At 64.1% G+C, this 15,077-nt stretch carries 10 protein-coding genes and 2 tRNA genes; all 12 read right to left on the bottom strand.

The window, feature by feature from the left end:
* Positions 1 to 148: 148 nt before the first annotated feature.
* The 12 genes from pnp to nuoL all read right to left on the bottom strand — a co-directional run bounded on the left by pnp (position 149) and on the right by nuoL (position 15,077).
* Complete coding sequence (gene pnp / locus QOL57_RS13210) at positions 149 to 2,257, bottom strand: polyribonucleotide nucleotidyltransferase (RefSeq protein WP_089236287.1); 2,109 nt, start codon at positions 2,255 to 2,257, stop codon at positions 149 to 151.
* A gap of 148 nt (positions 2,258 to 2,405) precedes the next feature.
* Complete coding sequence (rpsO, locus tag QOL57_RS13205; RefSeq protein ID WP_005410445.1) at positions 2,406 to 2,666, bottom strand: 30S ribosomal protein S15; 261 nt, start codon at positions 2,664 to 2,666, stop codon at positions 2,406 to 2,408.
* 178 nt (positions 2,667 to 2,844) lie between these two features.
* On the bottom strand, positions 2,845 to 3,753 hold the full coding sequence (gene truB / locus QOL57_RS13200) for a tRNA pseudouridine(55) synthase TruB (protein ID WP_089236288.1): 909 nt from the start codon (positions 3,751 to 3,753) through the stop codon (positions 2,845 to 2,847).
* Between the two features lie 109 nt (positions 3,754 to 3,862).
* Positions 3,863 to 4,246 (bottom strand): 30S ribosome-binding factor RbfA, encoded by a 384-nt coding sequence (gene rbfA, locus QOL57_RS13195; protein WP_089236289.1) that lies wholly within the window; start codon positions 4,244 to 4,246, stop codon positions 3,863 to 3,865.
* 99 nt (positions 4,247 to 4,345) lie between these two features.
* The gene (gene infB, locus QOL57_RS13190; protein ID WP_089236290.1) at positions 4,346 to 6,988 is read right to left on the bottom strand and encodes a translation initiation factor IF-2; all 2,643 of its coding nucleotides are present in this window, start codon (positions 6,986 to 6,988) and stop codon (positions 4,346 to 4,348) included.
* A 92-nt stretch (positions 6,989 to 7,080) separates the two neighbouring features.
* Positions 7,081 to 8,592, bottom strand: coding sequence for a transcription termination factor NusA (nusA, locus tag QOL57_RS13185; RefSeq protein ID WP_089236291.1), 1,512 nt, complete (start codon positions 8,590 to 8,592; stop codon positions 7,081 to 7,083).
* Between the two features lie 4 nt (positions 8,593 to 8,596).
* Entirely contained in the window at positions 8,597 to 9,187 is a 591-nt protein-coding gene (gene rimP, locus QOL57_RS13180) for a ribosome maturation factor RimP (RefSeq protein WP_089236292.1), read from the bottom strand.
* Between the two features lie 364 nt (positions 9,188 to 9,551).
* Positions 9,552 to 9,628: transfer RNA gene (locus QOL57_RS13175), tRNA-Met, on the bottom strand.
* Positions 9,629 to 9,712: 84 nt separating this feature from the next.
* Positions 9,713 to 9,789: transfer RNA gene (locus QOL57_RS13170), tRNA-Met, on the bottom strand.
* Positions 9,790 to 9,915: 126 nt separating this feature from the next.
* Positions 9,916 to 11,376 carry an NADH-quinone oxidoreductase subunit NuoN gene (nuoN, locus tag QOL57_RS13165; protein WP_089236293.1) on the bottom strand — a complete coding sequence of 487 codons (1,461 nt, stop codon included), beginning with the start codon at positions 11,374 to 11,376 and terminating at the stop codon, positions 9,916 to 9,918.
* A gap of 15 nt (positions 11,377 to 11,391) precedes the next feature.
* Positions 11,392 to 12,900, bottom strand: a complete 1,509-nt coding sequence (locus QOL57_RS13160; protein ID WP_089236294.1) for an NADH-quinone oxidoreductase subunit M — start codon at positions 12,898 to 12,900, stop codon at positions 11,392 to 11,394.
* Positions 12,901 to 12,923: 23 nt separating this feature from the next.
* Positions 12,924 to 15,077 carry an NADH-quinone oxidoreductase subunit L gene (nuoL, locus tag QOL57_RS13155; protein WP_089236295.1) on the bottom strand — a complete coding sequence of 718 codons (2,154 nt, stop codon included), beginning with the start codon at positions 15,075 to 15,077 and terminating at the stop codon, positions 12,924 to 12,926.

Raw genomic sequence — 15,077 nt, 5'->3', positions numbered from 1 at the left:
TGCGGGCAAAGAAAAAGCGGGCCGAAGCCCGCTTTTTCATTTCGGCGTGTCAACCAAGGTTGACACCTACCGGAATCGAGGCGTGTCAACCAAGGTTGACACCTACCGGAATCGAGGCGTGCCAACCAAGGTTGACACCTACCGTCGATTACTCGGCGGTGGCGCCTTCGCCTTCCTCGACGGCCTTCATCGACAGGCGGATACGGCCCTGCTTGTCGACTTCCAGCACCTTGACCTTGACCACGTCGCCTTCCTTCAGCACGTCGCCGACCTTCTCGACGCGGTCGCTGGAGATCTGCGACACGTGCACCAGGCCGTCCTTGCCCGGCAGGATGGTGACGAACGCACCGAAGTCCATGATCTTGGCGACCTTGCCTTCGTAGATGCGGCCCGGCTCGACGTCCGAGGTGATCTGCTCGATGCGGGCCTTGGCAGCCTGCGCAGCGATGGCATTGACCGACGCGATGACGATGGTGCCGTCATCCTGGATGTCGATCTGGGTGCCGGTTTCCTTGGTGATGGCCTGGATGGTCGAACCACCCTTGCCGATCACTTCGCGGATCTTGTCCGGGTGGATCTTGATGGTCAGCAGACGCGGCGCGTAGTCCGACAGCTCTTCGCGCGGAGCGGTCAGGCCATGGGCCATTTCGCCCAGGATGTGCAGACGGCCAGCCTTGGCCTGCTGCAGAGCCTGCTTCATGATCTCTTCGGTGATGCCTTCGATCTTGATGTCCATCTGCAGGGCGGAAATGCCCTCAGCGGTACCGGCAACCTTGAAGTCCATGTCGCCCAGGTGATCTTCGTCACCCAGGATGTCGGACAGGACGACGAAGCGATCGCCTTCCTTGACCAGACCCATGGCGATACCGGCAACCGGTGCCTTCACCGGCACGCCGGCGTCCATCAGGGCCAGCGACGAGCCGCAGACCGATGCCATCGACGAGGAGCCGTTGGATTCGGTGATTTCCGACACGACACGAATGGTGTACGGGAAGGATTCCAGCGACGGCATCACTGCCAGCACGCCGCGCTTGGCCAGACGGCCGTGGCCGATCTCGCGACGCTTCGGGCCCATCATGCGGCCGGTCTCACCCACCGAGTAGGGGGGGAAGTTGTAATGGAACAGGAAGTTCTCTTTGTACTCACCGGAGACGGCATCGATGACCTGGCCATCACGGGCGGTGCCCAGGGTGATGGTCACGATGGCCTGCGTTTCGCCGCGGGTGAACAGCGAGGAACCGTGGGTACGCGGCAGGATGCCGGTCTTCACCGCGATCGGGCGGACGGTGTCCAGCGCACGGCCGTCGATGCGGACCTTGGTGTCCAGCACCGAGTTGCGCATGGTGCTGTATTCCAGCTCGCCGAATTCCTTCGACAGCTCGGCCGGGTTCCAGCCTTCAGCGGCCACGCGGCCAGCCAGCGACTCGACCACGTCCTTCTTGATCGCCGAGATGGCGTCGCGGCGCTGCAGCTTGTCGCGCACCTGGAAGGCTTCGCCCAGACGCGGGCCGATGGCTTCCTGCAGGGCGCTGATCAGCACGTCGTTCTTGGCCGGGGCGACCCAGGTCGACGGCTTGGTGCCGGCTTCCACGGTCAGCTCGTTGATCGCGTTGATGACCTTCTGCATTTCGCGGTGACCGAAGGTCACGGCGCCCAGCATCACGTCTTCGGACAGCAGCGCGGCTTCGGATTCCACCATCAGCACCGCGTTGGCGGTACCGGCGACGACCAGCTCCAGCTCCGAATCCTTCAGCTCGGTCACGGTCGGGTTGAGGATGTACTCACCGTTCTTGTAACCGACCTTGGCGGCGGCGATCGGACCCTTGAACGGGGTGCCGGCCAGCGACAGCGCAGCCGAGGCACCGATCAGGGCAGCGATGTCACCATCGATGTCCGGGTTCAGCGACATCACCGTGGCGATGATCTGGACTTCGTTCTTGTAGTCTTCCGGGAACAGCGGACGGATCGGACGATCGATCAGACGCGAGATCAGGGTTTCCTTCTCGGTCGCGCGGCCTTCGCGCTTGAAGAAGCCACCCGGGATACGGCCACCGGCGTAGAACTTCTCCTGGTAGTCACAGGTCAGGGGGAAGAAGTCCTGGCCCTCACGCGCGCTCTTGGCGGCAACGGCGGAGACCAGCAGCACGGTGTCGTCGAACTTGACGATGACGGCGCCACCGGCCTGGCGGGCGATTTCGCCGGTCTCAAGCGTGACGGTGTGCTTGCCGTACTGGAAGGTTTTGGTGATTTTTGCCACGGAGGGTGTCCTTGGGGATGCTGTCTGCGAATGGACCGAGGGCGACCCTTGCCGCCAACGGATGACCGGTCGTTCCGATCTGAAAAAGGTATTACGGTGCTACAAAACAAAACCGCGGCGCATCGCTGCGCCGCGGGGGATTCGTTGCTTAGCGACGCAGGCCAAGCTTCTCGATCAGGGCCTTGTAACGCTCGACGTCCTTCTTCTTCAGGTAGTCGAGCAGGCTGCGGCGGCGGTTGACCATCTGCAGCAGACCACGGCGGCTGTGGTGATCCTTCTTGTGGGTCTTGAAGTGGCCGGTCAGCAGTTCGATGCGGGCGGTCAGCAGTGCAACCTGGACTTCCGGAGAGCCGGTGTCAGCCGAGCTGCGCTTGTTGTCTTCAATGACCTTCTGGGTGTCGATCGACATGTCTTTTTTTCTCTGTGATGCGTGGCCGGCAGGAACGCGCTTTCGCGCACCGCCTGGCTCGCCGTGAACCAACAAATGGATGAAACCCGCCTTCGGCAGGCTGCCGTAAAACGGCCGCGGAATTGTAACGGCCAGGGGGCTTTGGAACAAGGTCCGGGGCTGAACCGGGCCTCCCCGTTCAGAGGTTGAAGCGGCGCTGCGGGGCCAGCAGGCCGCCATCGTCGACCTGGCCCAGGCCCTGCGCCATCGATCCGGGGCCGAACACGGCCACCAGGCCGCGCGGCCAGGAAGGGTCGCGCTGGCGCTGGCCTACGCAGAAACGCTGGGTCTGCTCGGCGTCCAGATCGACCCGGGGATACTCGGACAGACCCGCCTCCAGCGGCAGCAGCAGCGCGTCCATGGCGGTCTCGTCCTGCGCTTCCACCAGGGCCCTCAGCTGCTCCAGGGTGACCATCGCCGGTTCGTGGAACGGCTCCACCCACAAGCGACGCAGGGCACTGATGTGCGCCCCGCAGCCCAGCGTTTCACCAAGGTCACGGGCCAGACTGCGGATATAGGTGCCCGAGCCGCAGGTGACCCGCAGCCGCAGCCGCTCGGGCTGCTGCTCCAGTATCTCGATGGCGTGGACCTTGACCTGGCGCTCGGGCGCTTCGATGGCGTCGCCACGTCGGGCCTTCACATAAAGCGGCTCCCCGCCCTGCTTGAGCGCCGAATAGATCGGCGCACGCTGCAGGATGTCGCCCAGCAGCGGCGCTATTGCCGCCTGCAGGGTCTCGGGACTGATCGCAGGCACCGGCCGCTCGAGCAGCACCTGGCCCTCGGCGTCGTCAGTATCGGTGGTCTGGCCCAGCACGATCTCGGCGTCGTAGGCCTTGGCCGAGCCCAGCAGCAGGCCGGCGATCTTGGTGGCCTCGCCGAAGCACAGCGGCAACAGGCCGGTGGCCAGCGGGTCAAGGCTGCCGGTGTGGCCGCCCTTCTCCGCACGGAACAGGCGACGGGCGACCTGCAGCGCGGCGTTGGAGCTCATGCCGGTCGGCTTGTCGAGCAGCAGGATGCCATCCAGGCGGCGGAACTGAATTCGGGTCATGACAGGTACGGGTAGCGCCGGGCCATGCCCGGCGAGCGCGCAGCGCGGTCTGCATCAGACATCGCGCAGCCGGAATGCAACAACGCCGGGCATGCCCGGCGTCGCGCGGTTATTCTTCGTCGCCTTCGCGACGCTTTTCGGCGGCCACGGTATCGGGCAGGTCGCGCAGCAGGTTGTCGATGCGCTCGCCACGATCGACCGAATCGTCGTAGTGGAAATGCAGCTCCGGCACATGCCGCAGCTTCATCGCACGCGCCAGCTCCATGCGCAGGCCCCAGGCCAGTTCCTTCAGGCCCTTCATGGCTTCAACCGAACGTTCCGGCATCAGCGCGGTGACGAACACCTTGGCGTGGGCCATGTCGCGGGTGATTTCCACGTCGGACACGCTCACCGAGGGCAACCCGTGCTCGCGCACGGCGTTGTGCACCAGGGTGCCGAGTTCACGGCGCAGCTGGGCGGAGACACGGTCGGTTCGATGGAAAGTCTTGGGCACGCGGCAGGCTCTTGATTCGATTGTGGCCCGACCAAGGTCAGGCACTACAGTTTACGGGATGAAACGAGACCGGCCCGTGAGGGCCGGTCCGTTGCAGCATTACAGGGTGCGCGGCACTTCGATACGCTCGAAGCACTCGATCTGGTCACCCGGCTTGACGTCGTTGTAGGCCTTCACCGCGATACCACACTCGGTACCGTTGCGGACTTCCTCGACGTTTTCCTTGAAGCGGCGCAGCGATTCCAGCTCGCCTTCGAAGATCACCACGCTGTCGCGCAGGACGCGGATCGGCTTGTTGCGCTTGACCACACCCTCGATGACCATGCTGCCGGCGACGGCACCCAGCTTGGAGCTGCGGAAGACGTCGCGGACCTCGGCGATACCGATGATCTCTTCGCGGATCTCCACGCCCAGCAGACCGGAGGCCACCTGCTTCACCTGATCGATCACGTCATAGATGATCGAGAAGTAACGCAGGTCCACGCCGTTGGATTCGATGATGCGACGGGCCGAAGCATCCGCACGCACGTTGAAGCCGATGACGGTGGCCTTCGAAGCGGCGGCCGAATTGGCGTCCGACTCGGTGATGCCGCCCACGCCGGAGTGGATCACGTTGATGCGGATGTCGTCGTTGGACAGCGCCACCAGGGCCTGGCTCAACGCCTGCACCGAACCCTGCACGTCGGCCTTGATGACCAGGTTGAGGACCTGCTGGCCCTCGCCCTTGCCCAGGGTCGCCATGATGTCTTCCATGCGGCTGCCAGCGGTGGCGACCAGGCGCGATTCACGGCGCTTGGTCTCACGCTGCTGGGCAACGTCCTTGGCCAGACGCTCGTCGTCGACGACGACGAAGTCGTCACCGGCTTCCGGCACGCCTGACAGGCCCAGGACCTGCACCGGGATGGACGGGCCAGCGAACTCCGGCTGCTTGCCGGTTTCGTCGAACAGCGCACGCACGCGGCCGTACTGGATGCCGCACACCAGGTAGTCGCCCTTCTTCAGGCGGCCCTGCTGCACCAGCACCGTCGCGATCGGGCCACGGCCCTTGTCCAGCGACGATTCGATGACCACGCCGTTGGCACGACCCTCGTCGACCGCCTTCAGTTCCAGCAGCTCAGCCTGGACCGATACAGCTTCCAGCAGGTCGTCGATGCCCAGGCCGGTCTTGGCCGAGATCTCCACCATCTGGGTGTCGCCACCGAAGTCTTCGGCCACGACCTGCTCGGAGAGCAGCTCGTTCTTGACCCGCATCGGGTCGGCGCCGGACTTGTCGATCTTGTTGATCGCCACGATCAGCGGCACACCCGCCGAACGGGCGTGCTGGATCGCTTCCTTGGTCTGCGGCATGACGCCGTCATCGGCAGCCACGACCAGCACCACGATGTCGGTCAGCTTGGCACCGCGGGCACGCATCGAGGTGAACGCGGCGTGGCCCGGGGTATCCAGGAAGCTGATGACGCCCTTCGGCGTTTCAACGTGGTACGCACCGATGTGCTGGGTGATGCCGCCGGCTTCGCCGGTGGCGACCTTGGTGCGACGGATGTAATCCAGCAACGAGGTCTTGCCGTGGTCGACGTGGCCCATGATGGTGACCACCGGCGGACGCTGCACGGCCTCGCCCTTGTTCTCACCCGCCGATGCCAACAGCGCGTCTTCGGCGTCGTTGTCGCTGGCGCGGATCGCCTTGTGGCCCAGCTCTTCGGTGACCAGTGCCGCGGTGTCGTGGTCGATGGACTGGGTGATGGTGGCCATCACGCCCATCTTGAACAGCGCCTTCACCACCTCGCCGCCCTTCAGCGCGAGCTTCTGCGCCAGGTCGGCCACGGTGATGGTGTCGCCGATCGCCACTTCACGCACGACGGGTGCGGTCGGACGCTCGAAGGCGTGCGGGCCGGAGTTGCCACCGCCGCGCGACATGTCGCGACGGCCGGACGTCGGACGGCTGCCCGGGCGACCACGGTTGTTGCTGTTGTTGCTGTTGCCACGGCGCGCACGATCGGCGGCGGACAGGTGCATCTGACCGGCAAAGCGGTCACCCGGTCCACGCTCGTTGCGCGGCGCGTTGCGGTTGTTGCGGTCGTCGCTGCGCGGCGGCGCTGCACTACGCGGAGCAGCCGGGGCTGCGGCCGGAGCGCGCGGCGGGCGCGGCGCGGTTTCGTCGATCGGAGCACGCACCTTGGGCTTGCTGGCAGCCAGGGCCTCGGCAGCCTTGGCGGCAACCGCAGCTTCCTCGGCCGCCTTCTTCTCGGCCTCGGCACGCTCCTTGGCAGCGACCTCTTCCTCGCGTGCACGGACGATGGCCTCGTCACGCAGGCGGTCCTTCTCGGCCAGGGCCTGCTGCTCGGCAAGGTTGCGTGCGCGCGACTCTTCCAGCTTGCGCAGGATGTCGGCACGCTCTTCGTCCGGGGTCATCGCACGAGCACCATCCTTGACGTAGGTGCGCTTCTGGCGCACTTCCACGTTCACGGTTGTCTTGCTGCGACCGGAACTGACCGTCACTTCCTGTTGCTTGCGACGGTTGAGGGTGATCTTCTTGGCAGACTGATCAGTCTCTTCCGGGGCCTGCTCGGGCTTGCCGTGCGAGCGACGAAGGAAGCCCAGGAGCTTCACTTTCTCGGAGCTGGTCACGACCTGGTCGGGACCGCTGAACTTCATGCCGGCACCAGCCAGCTGTTCCAGCAGTTTTTCGACCGGTGTATTGACCAGTTCAGCAAGCTTGCGGATGGTGGTTTGCTGCGACATTCGGATCCTATGATCTTGTGGGCGCCCCCCCGCATCTGGAGGTGGCGCGGATTCTACGCCCTGATCGGCTCAGGGCCCTGTTCATTGCCGGCTCATTCGCCGCGTTCCAGTCGGGCGATTTCCTCGGCACGCGCGGCCAGGATCAGCGCCGCGGCGCGCTCCTGGTCCAGCCCTTCAATGCCGAAGTCCATGACCTCGTCGGCGGCCAGGTCGGACAAGTCCTCGCTGGTACGCACGCCGTGGCCGGCCAACGCGTATGCGGTGGCTTCGTCCATGCCCTTCAGGGACAGCAGGTCCTGTGCCGGCTGGCCGTCCTCCAGGCCTTCCTCGACTGCCAGGGCCTCATTGAGCAGCGCATCGCGGGCACGTGCGCGCAGCTCTTCGACGATGTCTTCGTCGAAACCTTCCACGGCCAGCAGTTCGCCGACCGGTACGTATGCAATTTCCTCGACCGTGCCGAAGCCTTCGCTGACCAGGATGCCAGCGATTTCCTCGTCCACTTCCAGCTTGTCCATGAACAGCTGGCGGGCCGAAGCCTGTTCGGCTTCCGACTTGGCGGTCACCTGGTCCTGGGTCATCACGTTGAGCTGCCAGCCGGTCAGGCGGCTGGCCAGGCGCACGTTCTGGCCGCCCTTGCCGATCGCCTGGGCCAGGCGGTCTTCAGCAACGGCCAGGTCCATCGAATGCTTGTCTTCATCGACGATGATCGACTGCACTTCGGCCGGCGCCATCGCATTGATGACGAAGTTGGCCGGGTTCTCGTTCCACAGGACGATGTCCACGCGCTCGCCATTGAGCTCGTTGGACACGGCCTGCACGCGCGAACCACGCATGCCGATGCAGGCGCCGATCGGATCGGTGCGCTGGTCGTGGGCGAGCACGGCAATCTTGGCGCGGTCGCCCGGATCGCGGGCACAGGCCTTGATTTCCACCAGGCCCTGGCCGACTTCCGGCACTTCCAGCTTGAACAGCTCGATCATGAATTCCGGTGCGGCGCGGCTGATGAACAGCTGCGGGCCACGCGGCTCCGAACGCACTTCGGCCAGGTAACCGCGGACGCGGTCGCCGGCACGCAGGACATCACGCGGAATGCCCTTGTCCTTCGGAATGAAACCTTCAGCGTTGCCGCCAAGGTCGACATAGATGTTGCCGCGCTCGGCGCGCTTGACCACACCGGTGATGAGCTCGCCCACACGGTCGGCCCACGCATCGACAACCTGCTGGCGCTCGGCTTCGCGCACGCGCTGCACGATCACCTGCTTGGCGGCCTGGGCGGCGATGCGACCGAAGTCGGGGTTCTCGATCTGCTCTTCGATGTAATCGCCGACGTCCACGCCTTCGGCTTCGTCGATCGCGTCCATCAGGCGGATCTGGCGATCCGGCGACTCCATCACTACGTCATCGGCCACCACTTCCCAGCGGCGGTAGGTTTCGTAGTTGCCATCCTTGTGGTCGATGACCACGCGGGTCAGCACTTCCTCGTCGGGATAGCGCTTCTTCGCTGCCGAAGCCAGGGCGGCCTCGATGGCATCGAAGATTACTTCACGCGGCACGCCCTTCTCGTTGGCGACCGCGTCCACTACCAGCAACAGTTCCTTGCTCATTGGCTCACTCCGCGCGCGGCTTCTTTGCCGCCGGCTCGTTGGAAGAAGAATTCTTGTTCGGCTTCGGACGCTTCGGTGCCGGACCGGTCGGCTTGCTCGGGGCCAGCCCCAGCGCCACCCAGTCAGGCATGATCCGCGCCTTGTCGATGTTGTCGGCCGACACCACCAGTGCGGTGTTGTCGACGATGAAGGTGATGCTGCCCTGCGCCTCGTCGATCGCGTCGATGCGACCCTGCAGGCGACGGCGGTTTTCCTGCGGCAGCTTCAGGGTGACCTTGGCCGATTCGCCGAGGTGACGACCGAACTGCTCCAGGTTGAACAGCGGGCGATCCACGCCCGGCGAGGACACTTCCAGCGTGTAATTGCCGCTGATCGGGTCCTCGACGTCCATCTGCGCAGAAACTTCGCGGCTTACCCGCTCACAGTCGTCTACATTGATGATGCGCTCCGGCTGTTCCGCCAGCGGCACGTCGATGTAAAGGCGAAGGGTCGCACCGCCGGGGGCCGGCAGATACTCAACGCCCAGCAGCTCCAGGCCCAGCGACACAACGGTCGGGGCGAGCAGATTCGCGATGTCGGTTGCCTTGTCGCTCACAGCCTGCCTTGATCTCTTGGTTGGGTGCCGGCCTTGGCCAGCATGGAAACATGACGCCCCGAAAACGACGAAGGGCCCGCTGGGCCCCTTTTCCGGAAAGACTCCGGTGACTGGATTCCGGTTGCAACGCGCTGAACAAGCGTGTTGCGGCCCTCCTTCCGGGCGGATCTCCGATGGGGAGCGCCGCCGTCAGGGGTACTTCTAGGCCGCTGATGATAGCCCTTGCACCGCTCTGGTGCAAGGCTGCGGCCGTCCTGAAACCCTTCGCTGCGCTCGCCGGGCATGGCCCGGCGGATCGGCGGATCGGCGGAAGCCGCAAAGAAAAACGCCCTCGAAGCAGAGCTTCGAAGGCGCATTCTTTACTTGGTAGCGGGGGCAGGATTTGAACCTGCGACCTTCGGGTTATGAGCCCGACGAGCTGCCAGACTGCTCCACCCCGCATCAGAAGCGGAATTATGAGGGATAACTTCAAAACCTGCAAGCTTTTCCTCATTCATCGAACTGGTTGGCGCCGATTCGATGTGTTGGTAGCGGGGGCAGGATTTGAACCTGCGACCTTCGGGTTATGAGCCCGACGAGCTGCCAGACTGCTCCACCCCGCACCGGAAGTGTTTGAACTGCCGCCCTACTCTGGCGAGGGGCGCTCCGCAACGATGTTCTGGCTGAACCGCTGCAGTGACAACTCAAGCTGCGTATATTACACGAATCGCGCAGCTTTGTGTCAACTTTTATGCAAGATGCGCAAATGCCTGCTGGCACCAGACCATGATCGGGTTCCAGGCCAGGCCCAGCGCCAGCAATGCCAGTGCGTTGACGCCCAGCACCACACCCAGCACGCGGTCCTTGCTGCGCGGCATGGCCTCGCCCACCGGCTCATCGAAGTACATGACCTTGATGACACGCAGGTAGTAGAAGCAACCGACCACGGCGCACAGCACGCCCAGGATCGCCAGCCACAACAGGCCGCCGTTGATGGCTGCGCCGAGCACGGCCAGCTTGGTCCAGAAACCGAGGAACGGCGGGATGCCTGCCAGCGACGCCATGATGCACAGCACCAGGCCGGCCATCCACGGGTTGCGGGCATTCAGGCCCTTGAAATCCTCGATGTTCTCCGCCTCGAAGCCAGCACGCGACAGCGCGATGATCGCGCCGAAGGCCGCGGTGGACATGATGGCGTAGGCCAGAGCGTAGAACAGCGCAGCCGCATAACCCTGCGAACCGCCACCGGCAATGCCCATCAGCAGGAAGCCGATGTGCGACACGGTGGAGAACGCCAGCATGCGCTTGAGGTTGCTCTGTGCGATGGCCATCAGGTTGCCGATCACCAGCGACAACGCGGCCAGGCCGGCAATCATCAGCTGCAGTTCGGTCGACAGCGGACCCACGCCCATTTCCAGCAGGCGATAGGCCATGCCGAAGGCGGCCAGCTTCGGTGCCGAGCTGATGAACAGCGCGATCGGTGCCGGAGCACCCTGGTACACGTCCGGCAGCCACATGTGGAACGGTGCGGCACCCAGCTTGAAGGCAACACCGGCAATCATGAATACCGCGCCGGTGATCAGCAGCACGCGCTCTTCCGAGTGCGGAATGGCGGCCTGGATGGCATCCAGGTGCAGGCTGCCGGTGGCGCCATAGATCAGCGACATGCCGTACAGCAGCAGGCCCGAAGCCAGCGAGCCGAGGACGATGTATTTCATCGCCGCTTCCGAGGCCAGGCCGCTTTCGCGGTTGCTGGCGACCAGCGCGTAGGAGCACAGGGCCAGCAGTTCCAGGCCCAGGTACACCATCAGCAGGCTGCCGGCGGAGACCAGGATCATCATGCCGGCGGTACCGAACAGGATCAGCACCGGAATCTCACCCTGGAACAGCTTGCGCTCGCGCAGGTAGCCCCAGCCGTAGATCAGGGTCAGGCCGCTGAGCAGCACGATCCCGGTCTTCATCACGTCCGCGGCGGTATCGCGCACGAACATGCCATGGAAGACCTCCCCCTGCCCGCCCACGCCGGTGGCCAGCATGAACAGCACCACGGCCAGTGCAGCGACCGAGAACAGGTGGGTGACGATCTTGTTCCGTTCGCTGACGAACAGGTCGAGGATCATCAGGGCGAAGGCACTGCCGATCAGCACCAGCTCGGGAGCGAGCGGTGGCAGGTCAGCGGCGGTCAGTGGCAGCAGCGGCGAGGTGGTCATCATCAAATCCTGGAATTACAGCAACTTGCTGGATGCGATCTGCATCGCCAGCTTTGCGATCGAGGGCTCCATCAGGTCGGTCAGCGGCTTGGGGTAGATGCCCAGGGCCAGCACGCCAATGGCGAACACGCCCAGCACCAGCCATTCGCGGCCGTTGATGTCCTTCAGTTCGGCGACGTGGCTGTTGGCCACCTCGCCGAAGAAGACGCGCTTGTACAGCCACAGGGTGTAGGCCGCGCCGATGATCAGGGTGGTGGCTGCGCCCAGGGCGATCCACGGGTTCCGCTGGAACGCCGCGAGGATGACCATGAACTCGCCGACGAAACCGCTGGTACCCGGCAGGCCCGCGTTGGCCATGAAGAACAGCATGGCGAAGGTGGCGAACCAGGGCATCACGTTGACCACGCCGCCGTAATCGGCGATGCGGCGGCTGTGCATGCGGTCGTACAGCACGCCGACGCAGGAGAACATCGCGCCGGACACGAAGCCGTGCGAGATCATCTGCACCATGGCACCCTGCAGGCCCAGGCGGGCCGCATCGACGTTGCCGGCTTCACGCACCAGCCACAGGGCAATGAAGGTGCCCAGGGTGACGAAGCCCATGTGCGCGATCGACGAATAGGCGATCAGCTTCTTCATGTCGTCCTGCACCAGGGCGACCAGGCCGACGTAGATCACCGCGATCAGCGAAAGTGCGATGACCAGCCATGCCCACTCCTGCGACGCATCGGGGACGATCGGCAGGTTGAAGCGCAGGAAGCCGTAGCCACCGATCTTCAGTGCGATGGCGGCCAGGATCACCGAACCGGCGGTCGGCGCTTCCACGTGCGCGTCCGGCAGCCAGGTGTGCACCGGGAACATCGGCACCTTGACCGCGAACGCGATCAGGAAGGCGAAGAAGATCCAGGTCTGTTCCTTGCCCGACAGCTGCAGTGCATAGAGGTCGGCCAGCTGGAAGCTGCCGCCCTTCATGTACAGGTAGATCAGCGCCACCAGCATCAGCACCGAGCCGAGGAAGGTGTACAGGAAGAACTTCAGCGCGGCGTAGATGCGGCGCGGGCCGCCCCAGACACCGATGATCAGGAACATCGGGATCAGCATCGCCTCGAAGAACACGTAGAACAGCATCGCGTCCGTGGCCGAGAAGATACCGACGGTGACACCTTCCAGGATCAGGAAGGCAGCCACGTACTGGTTCACGCGCTTGTCGATCGCGCTCCAGGCACCGATCAGGGCGAGCACGCTGACCAGCGTGGTCAGCAGGATCAGCGCTACGGCGATGCCGTCCACGCCCAGGTTGTAGCCGATGTTGTAGGTCGGGATCCAGGCGTGGGTCTCGACGAACTGCAGCGCGTCGATACCCGGGTTGTAGCCGCCCAGCAGCGAGAGACTCGCCACGAAGGTCAGCACCGCGACGCCCAGCGACGCCCAGCGGGCGGTCTGCGCATCACGGATCGCAAGGATCAGGGCACCGCCGAGGATCGGCAGCCAGATGAGGACACTGAGTAGAGGCCAGTTCGACACGTCTTCTTATTCCGTACAGGTCATCAACGCAGGTAATGCATCAGCACGCCCAGGAGGGCAATCAGGCCGATGATCATCGCGAAGGCGTAGTGATAGAGGAAACCGGATTGGGTACGGCGCAGCACGCTGGCTGCGACGTCCACAACACGTGCCGAGAGATTGACCACGCCGTCGACGATGTTGCTGTCGATCCAGCGCGAGACCTTGCCCAGCTTGACGCTGCCACCGGCGAGGCCATCGATCCACAGCTTGTCGAAGCCGTACTTGTTTTCCAGCACGGACACCACCGGGGCGAAGGTCTTGCGCGCCTTGCCCGACAGATCCGGCTTCCACAGGTAGAACAACGCAGCCAGCAGGAAGCCTGCCAGGGTCAGCCAGAACGGCGGCAGCATCATGCCGTGCAGCGCGAACGCCACCGGACCATGGAACTCCTCGCCCAGGAAGGCCACGGTGTTCTTGGCCGGATCGTAGAAATCGACGATGCCGGTGAAGAACGTGTTGACCTGGCCCTTGATCGCCGCATGGGCGTGGTGACCGGCCCAGTCGGTGCCATGCAGCATCGGACCGATGCTGAAGAAACCGATGGCGATGGAAGGGATGGCCAGCAGGATCAGCGGCAGCGTCACCACCCACGGCGTTTCATGCGGCTCATGCGGACCGTGGCCGTGGCCGTGGTCGTCATGCGCGTCGGCATGATGTGCGTCGGCGGCATGGTGGTCGTCATGACCATGATCGTCGTGTGCGTCGCGGAAGCGTTCCTTGCCGTGGAAGGTCAGGAACAGCAGACGGAAGCTGTAGAAGCTGGTCACCAGCACGCCACCCAGCACTGCCCAGTAGCCATAGGTGGCCACCCAGCTGTTCTGCATGTGGGCGTGGATCTCGGCGGCCTCGATGATGGTGTCCTTCGAGTAGAAGCCGGAGAAGAACGGCGTACCGACCAGGGCCAGGGTACCGATCCACATGGTGATGAAGGTGATCGGCATGTACTTGCGCAGGCCGCCCATCTTGCGCATGTCCTGCTCGTGGTGCATCGCGATGATGACCGAGCCGGCACCCAGGAACAGCAGCGCCTTGAAGAAGGCGTGGGTCATCAGGTGGAACACGGCAGCGGAGTACGCCGACACACCCAGCGCCACGGTCATGTAACCCAGCTGGGACAGCGTGGAGTACGCGACGACGCGCTTGATGTCGTTCTGCACGATGCCGATCAGGCCGGTGAAGAACGCGGTGGTGGCACCGATGAACAGGATGAAGTTCAACGCGGTCTGCGACAGCTCGAACAACGGCGACATGCGGGTGACCATGAAGATACCGGCGGTCACCATCGTCGCGGCATGGATCAGTGCCGAGATCGGGGTCGGGCCTTCCATCGAATCCGGCAGCCACACGTGCAGCGGAACCTGCGCCGACTTGCCCATGGCGCCGATGAACAGGCCGATGCAGATGACGGTGGCGATCGACCAGACCACCGGCTCGTTGAGCAGCTGCATGCCGAACATGGTGCCGTCCCAGATCTGCAGCTGGGCGCGCGGGTCGGCGAGCATGCCGGCCTGCGAGAACACCTGCGAGTAATCCAGGGTACCGAACACCCACAACACACCGGCGATGCCCAGCAGGAAGCCGAAGTCACCGACGCGGTTGACCAGGAACGCCTTCATGTTGGCGAAGATCGCGGTCGGGCGCTTGAACCAGAAGCCGATCAGCAGGTACGACACCAGGCCCACCGCTTCCCAGCCGAAGAACAGCTGCAGGAAGTTGTTGCTCATCACCAGGGTGAGCATCGAGAAGGTGAACAGCGAGATGTAGCTGAAGAACCGCTGGTAACCCGGATCGTCCTGCATGTAGCCGATCGTGTAGATGTGGACCAGCAGCGACACGAAGGTCACCACCACCATCATCATCGCGGTCAGCTTGTCGACCATGAAACCGACGTGGGCCGAGTACTGGCCGACTTCGAAGAACGTGTACAGGTTCTCGTTGAACGGCTGCGCCCCGCCCCACAGCAGCTGGTAGAGCGTGTGCATCGACAGGCCGCAGGCAACCGCGACACCGAGGATCGTGATGGTCTGCGCACCGAAGCGCTTGACCTGGCGACCGAACAGGCCGGCGATGATGCTGCCGAACAGCGGTGCAAGCACCACTGCGATCAACAGACTCTTGGAGAGAGTGATTTCCAT

Source organism: Stenotrophomonas sp. yr243, assembly GCF_900184195.1.
GTDB lineage: Bacteria > Pseudomonadota > Gammaproteobacteria > Xanthomonadales > Xanthomonadaceae > Stenotrophomonas > Stenotrophomonas lactitubi.
Note: the sequence above shows the minus strand (reverse complement) of the source record. Positions and strands in the feature narration are given on the sequence as shown.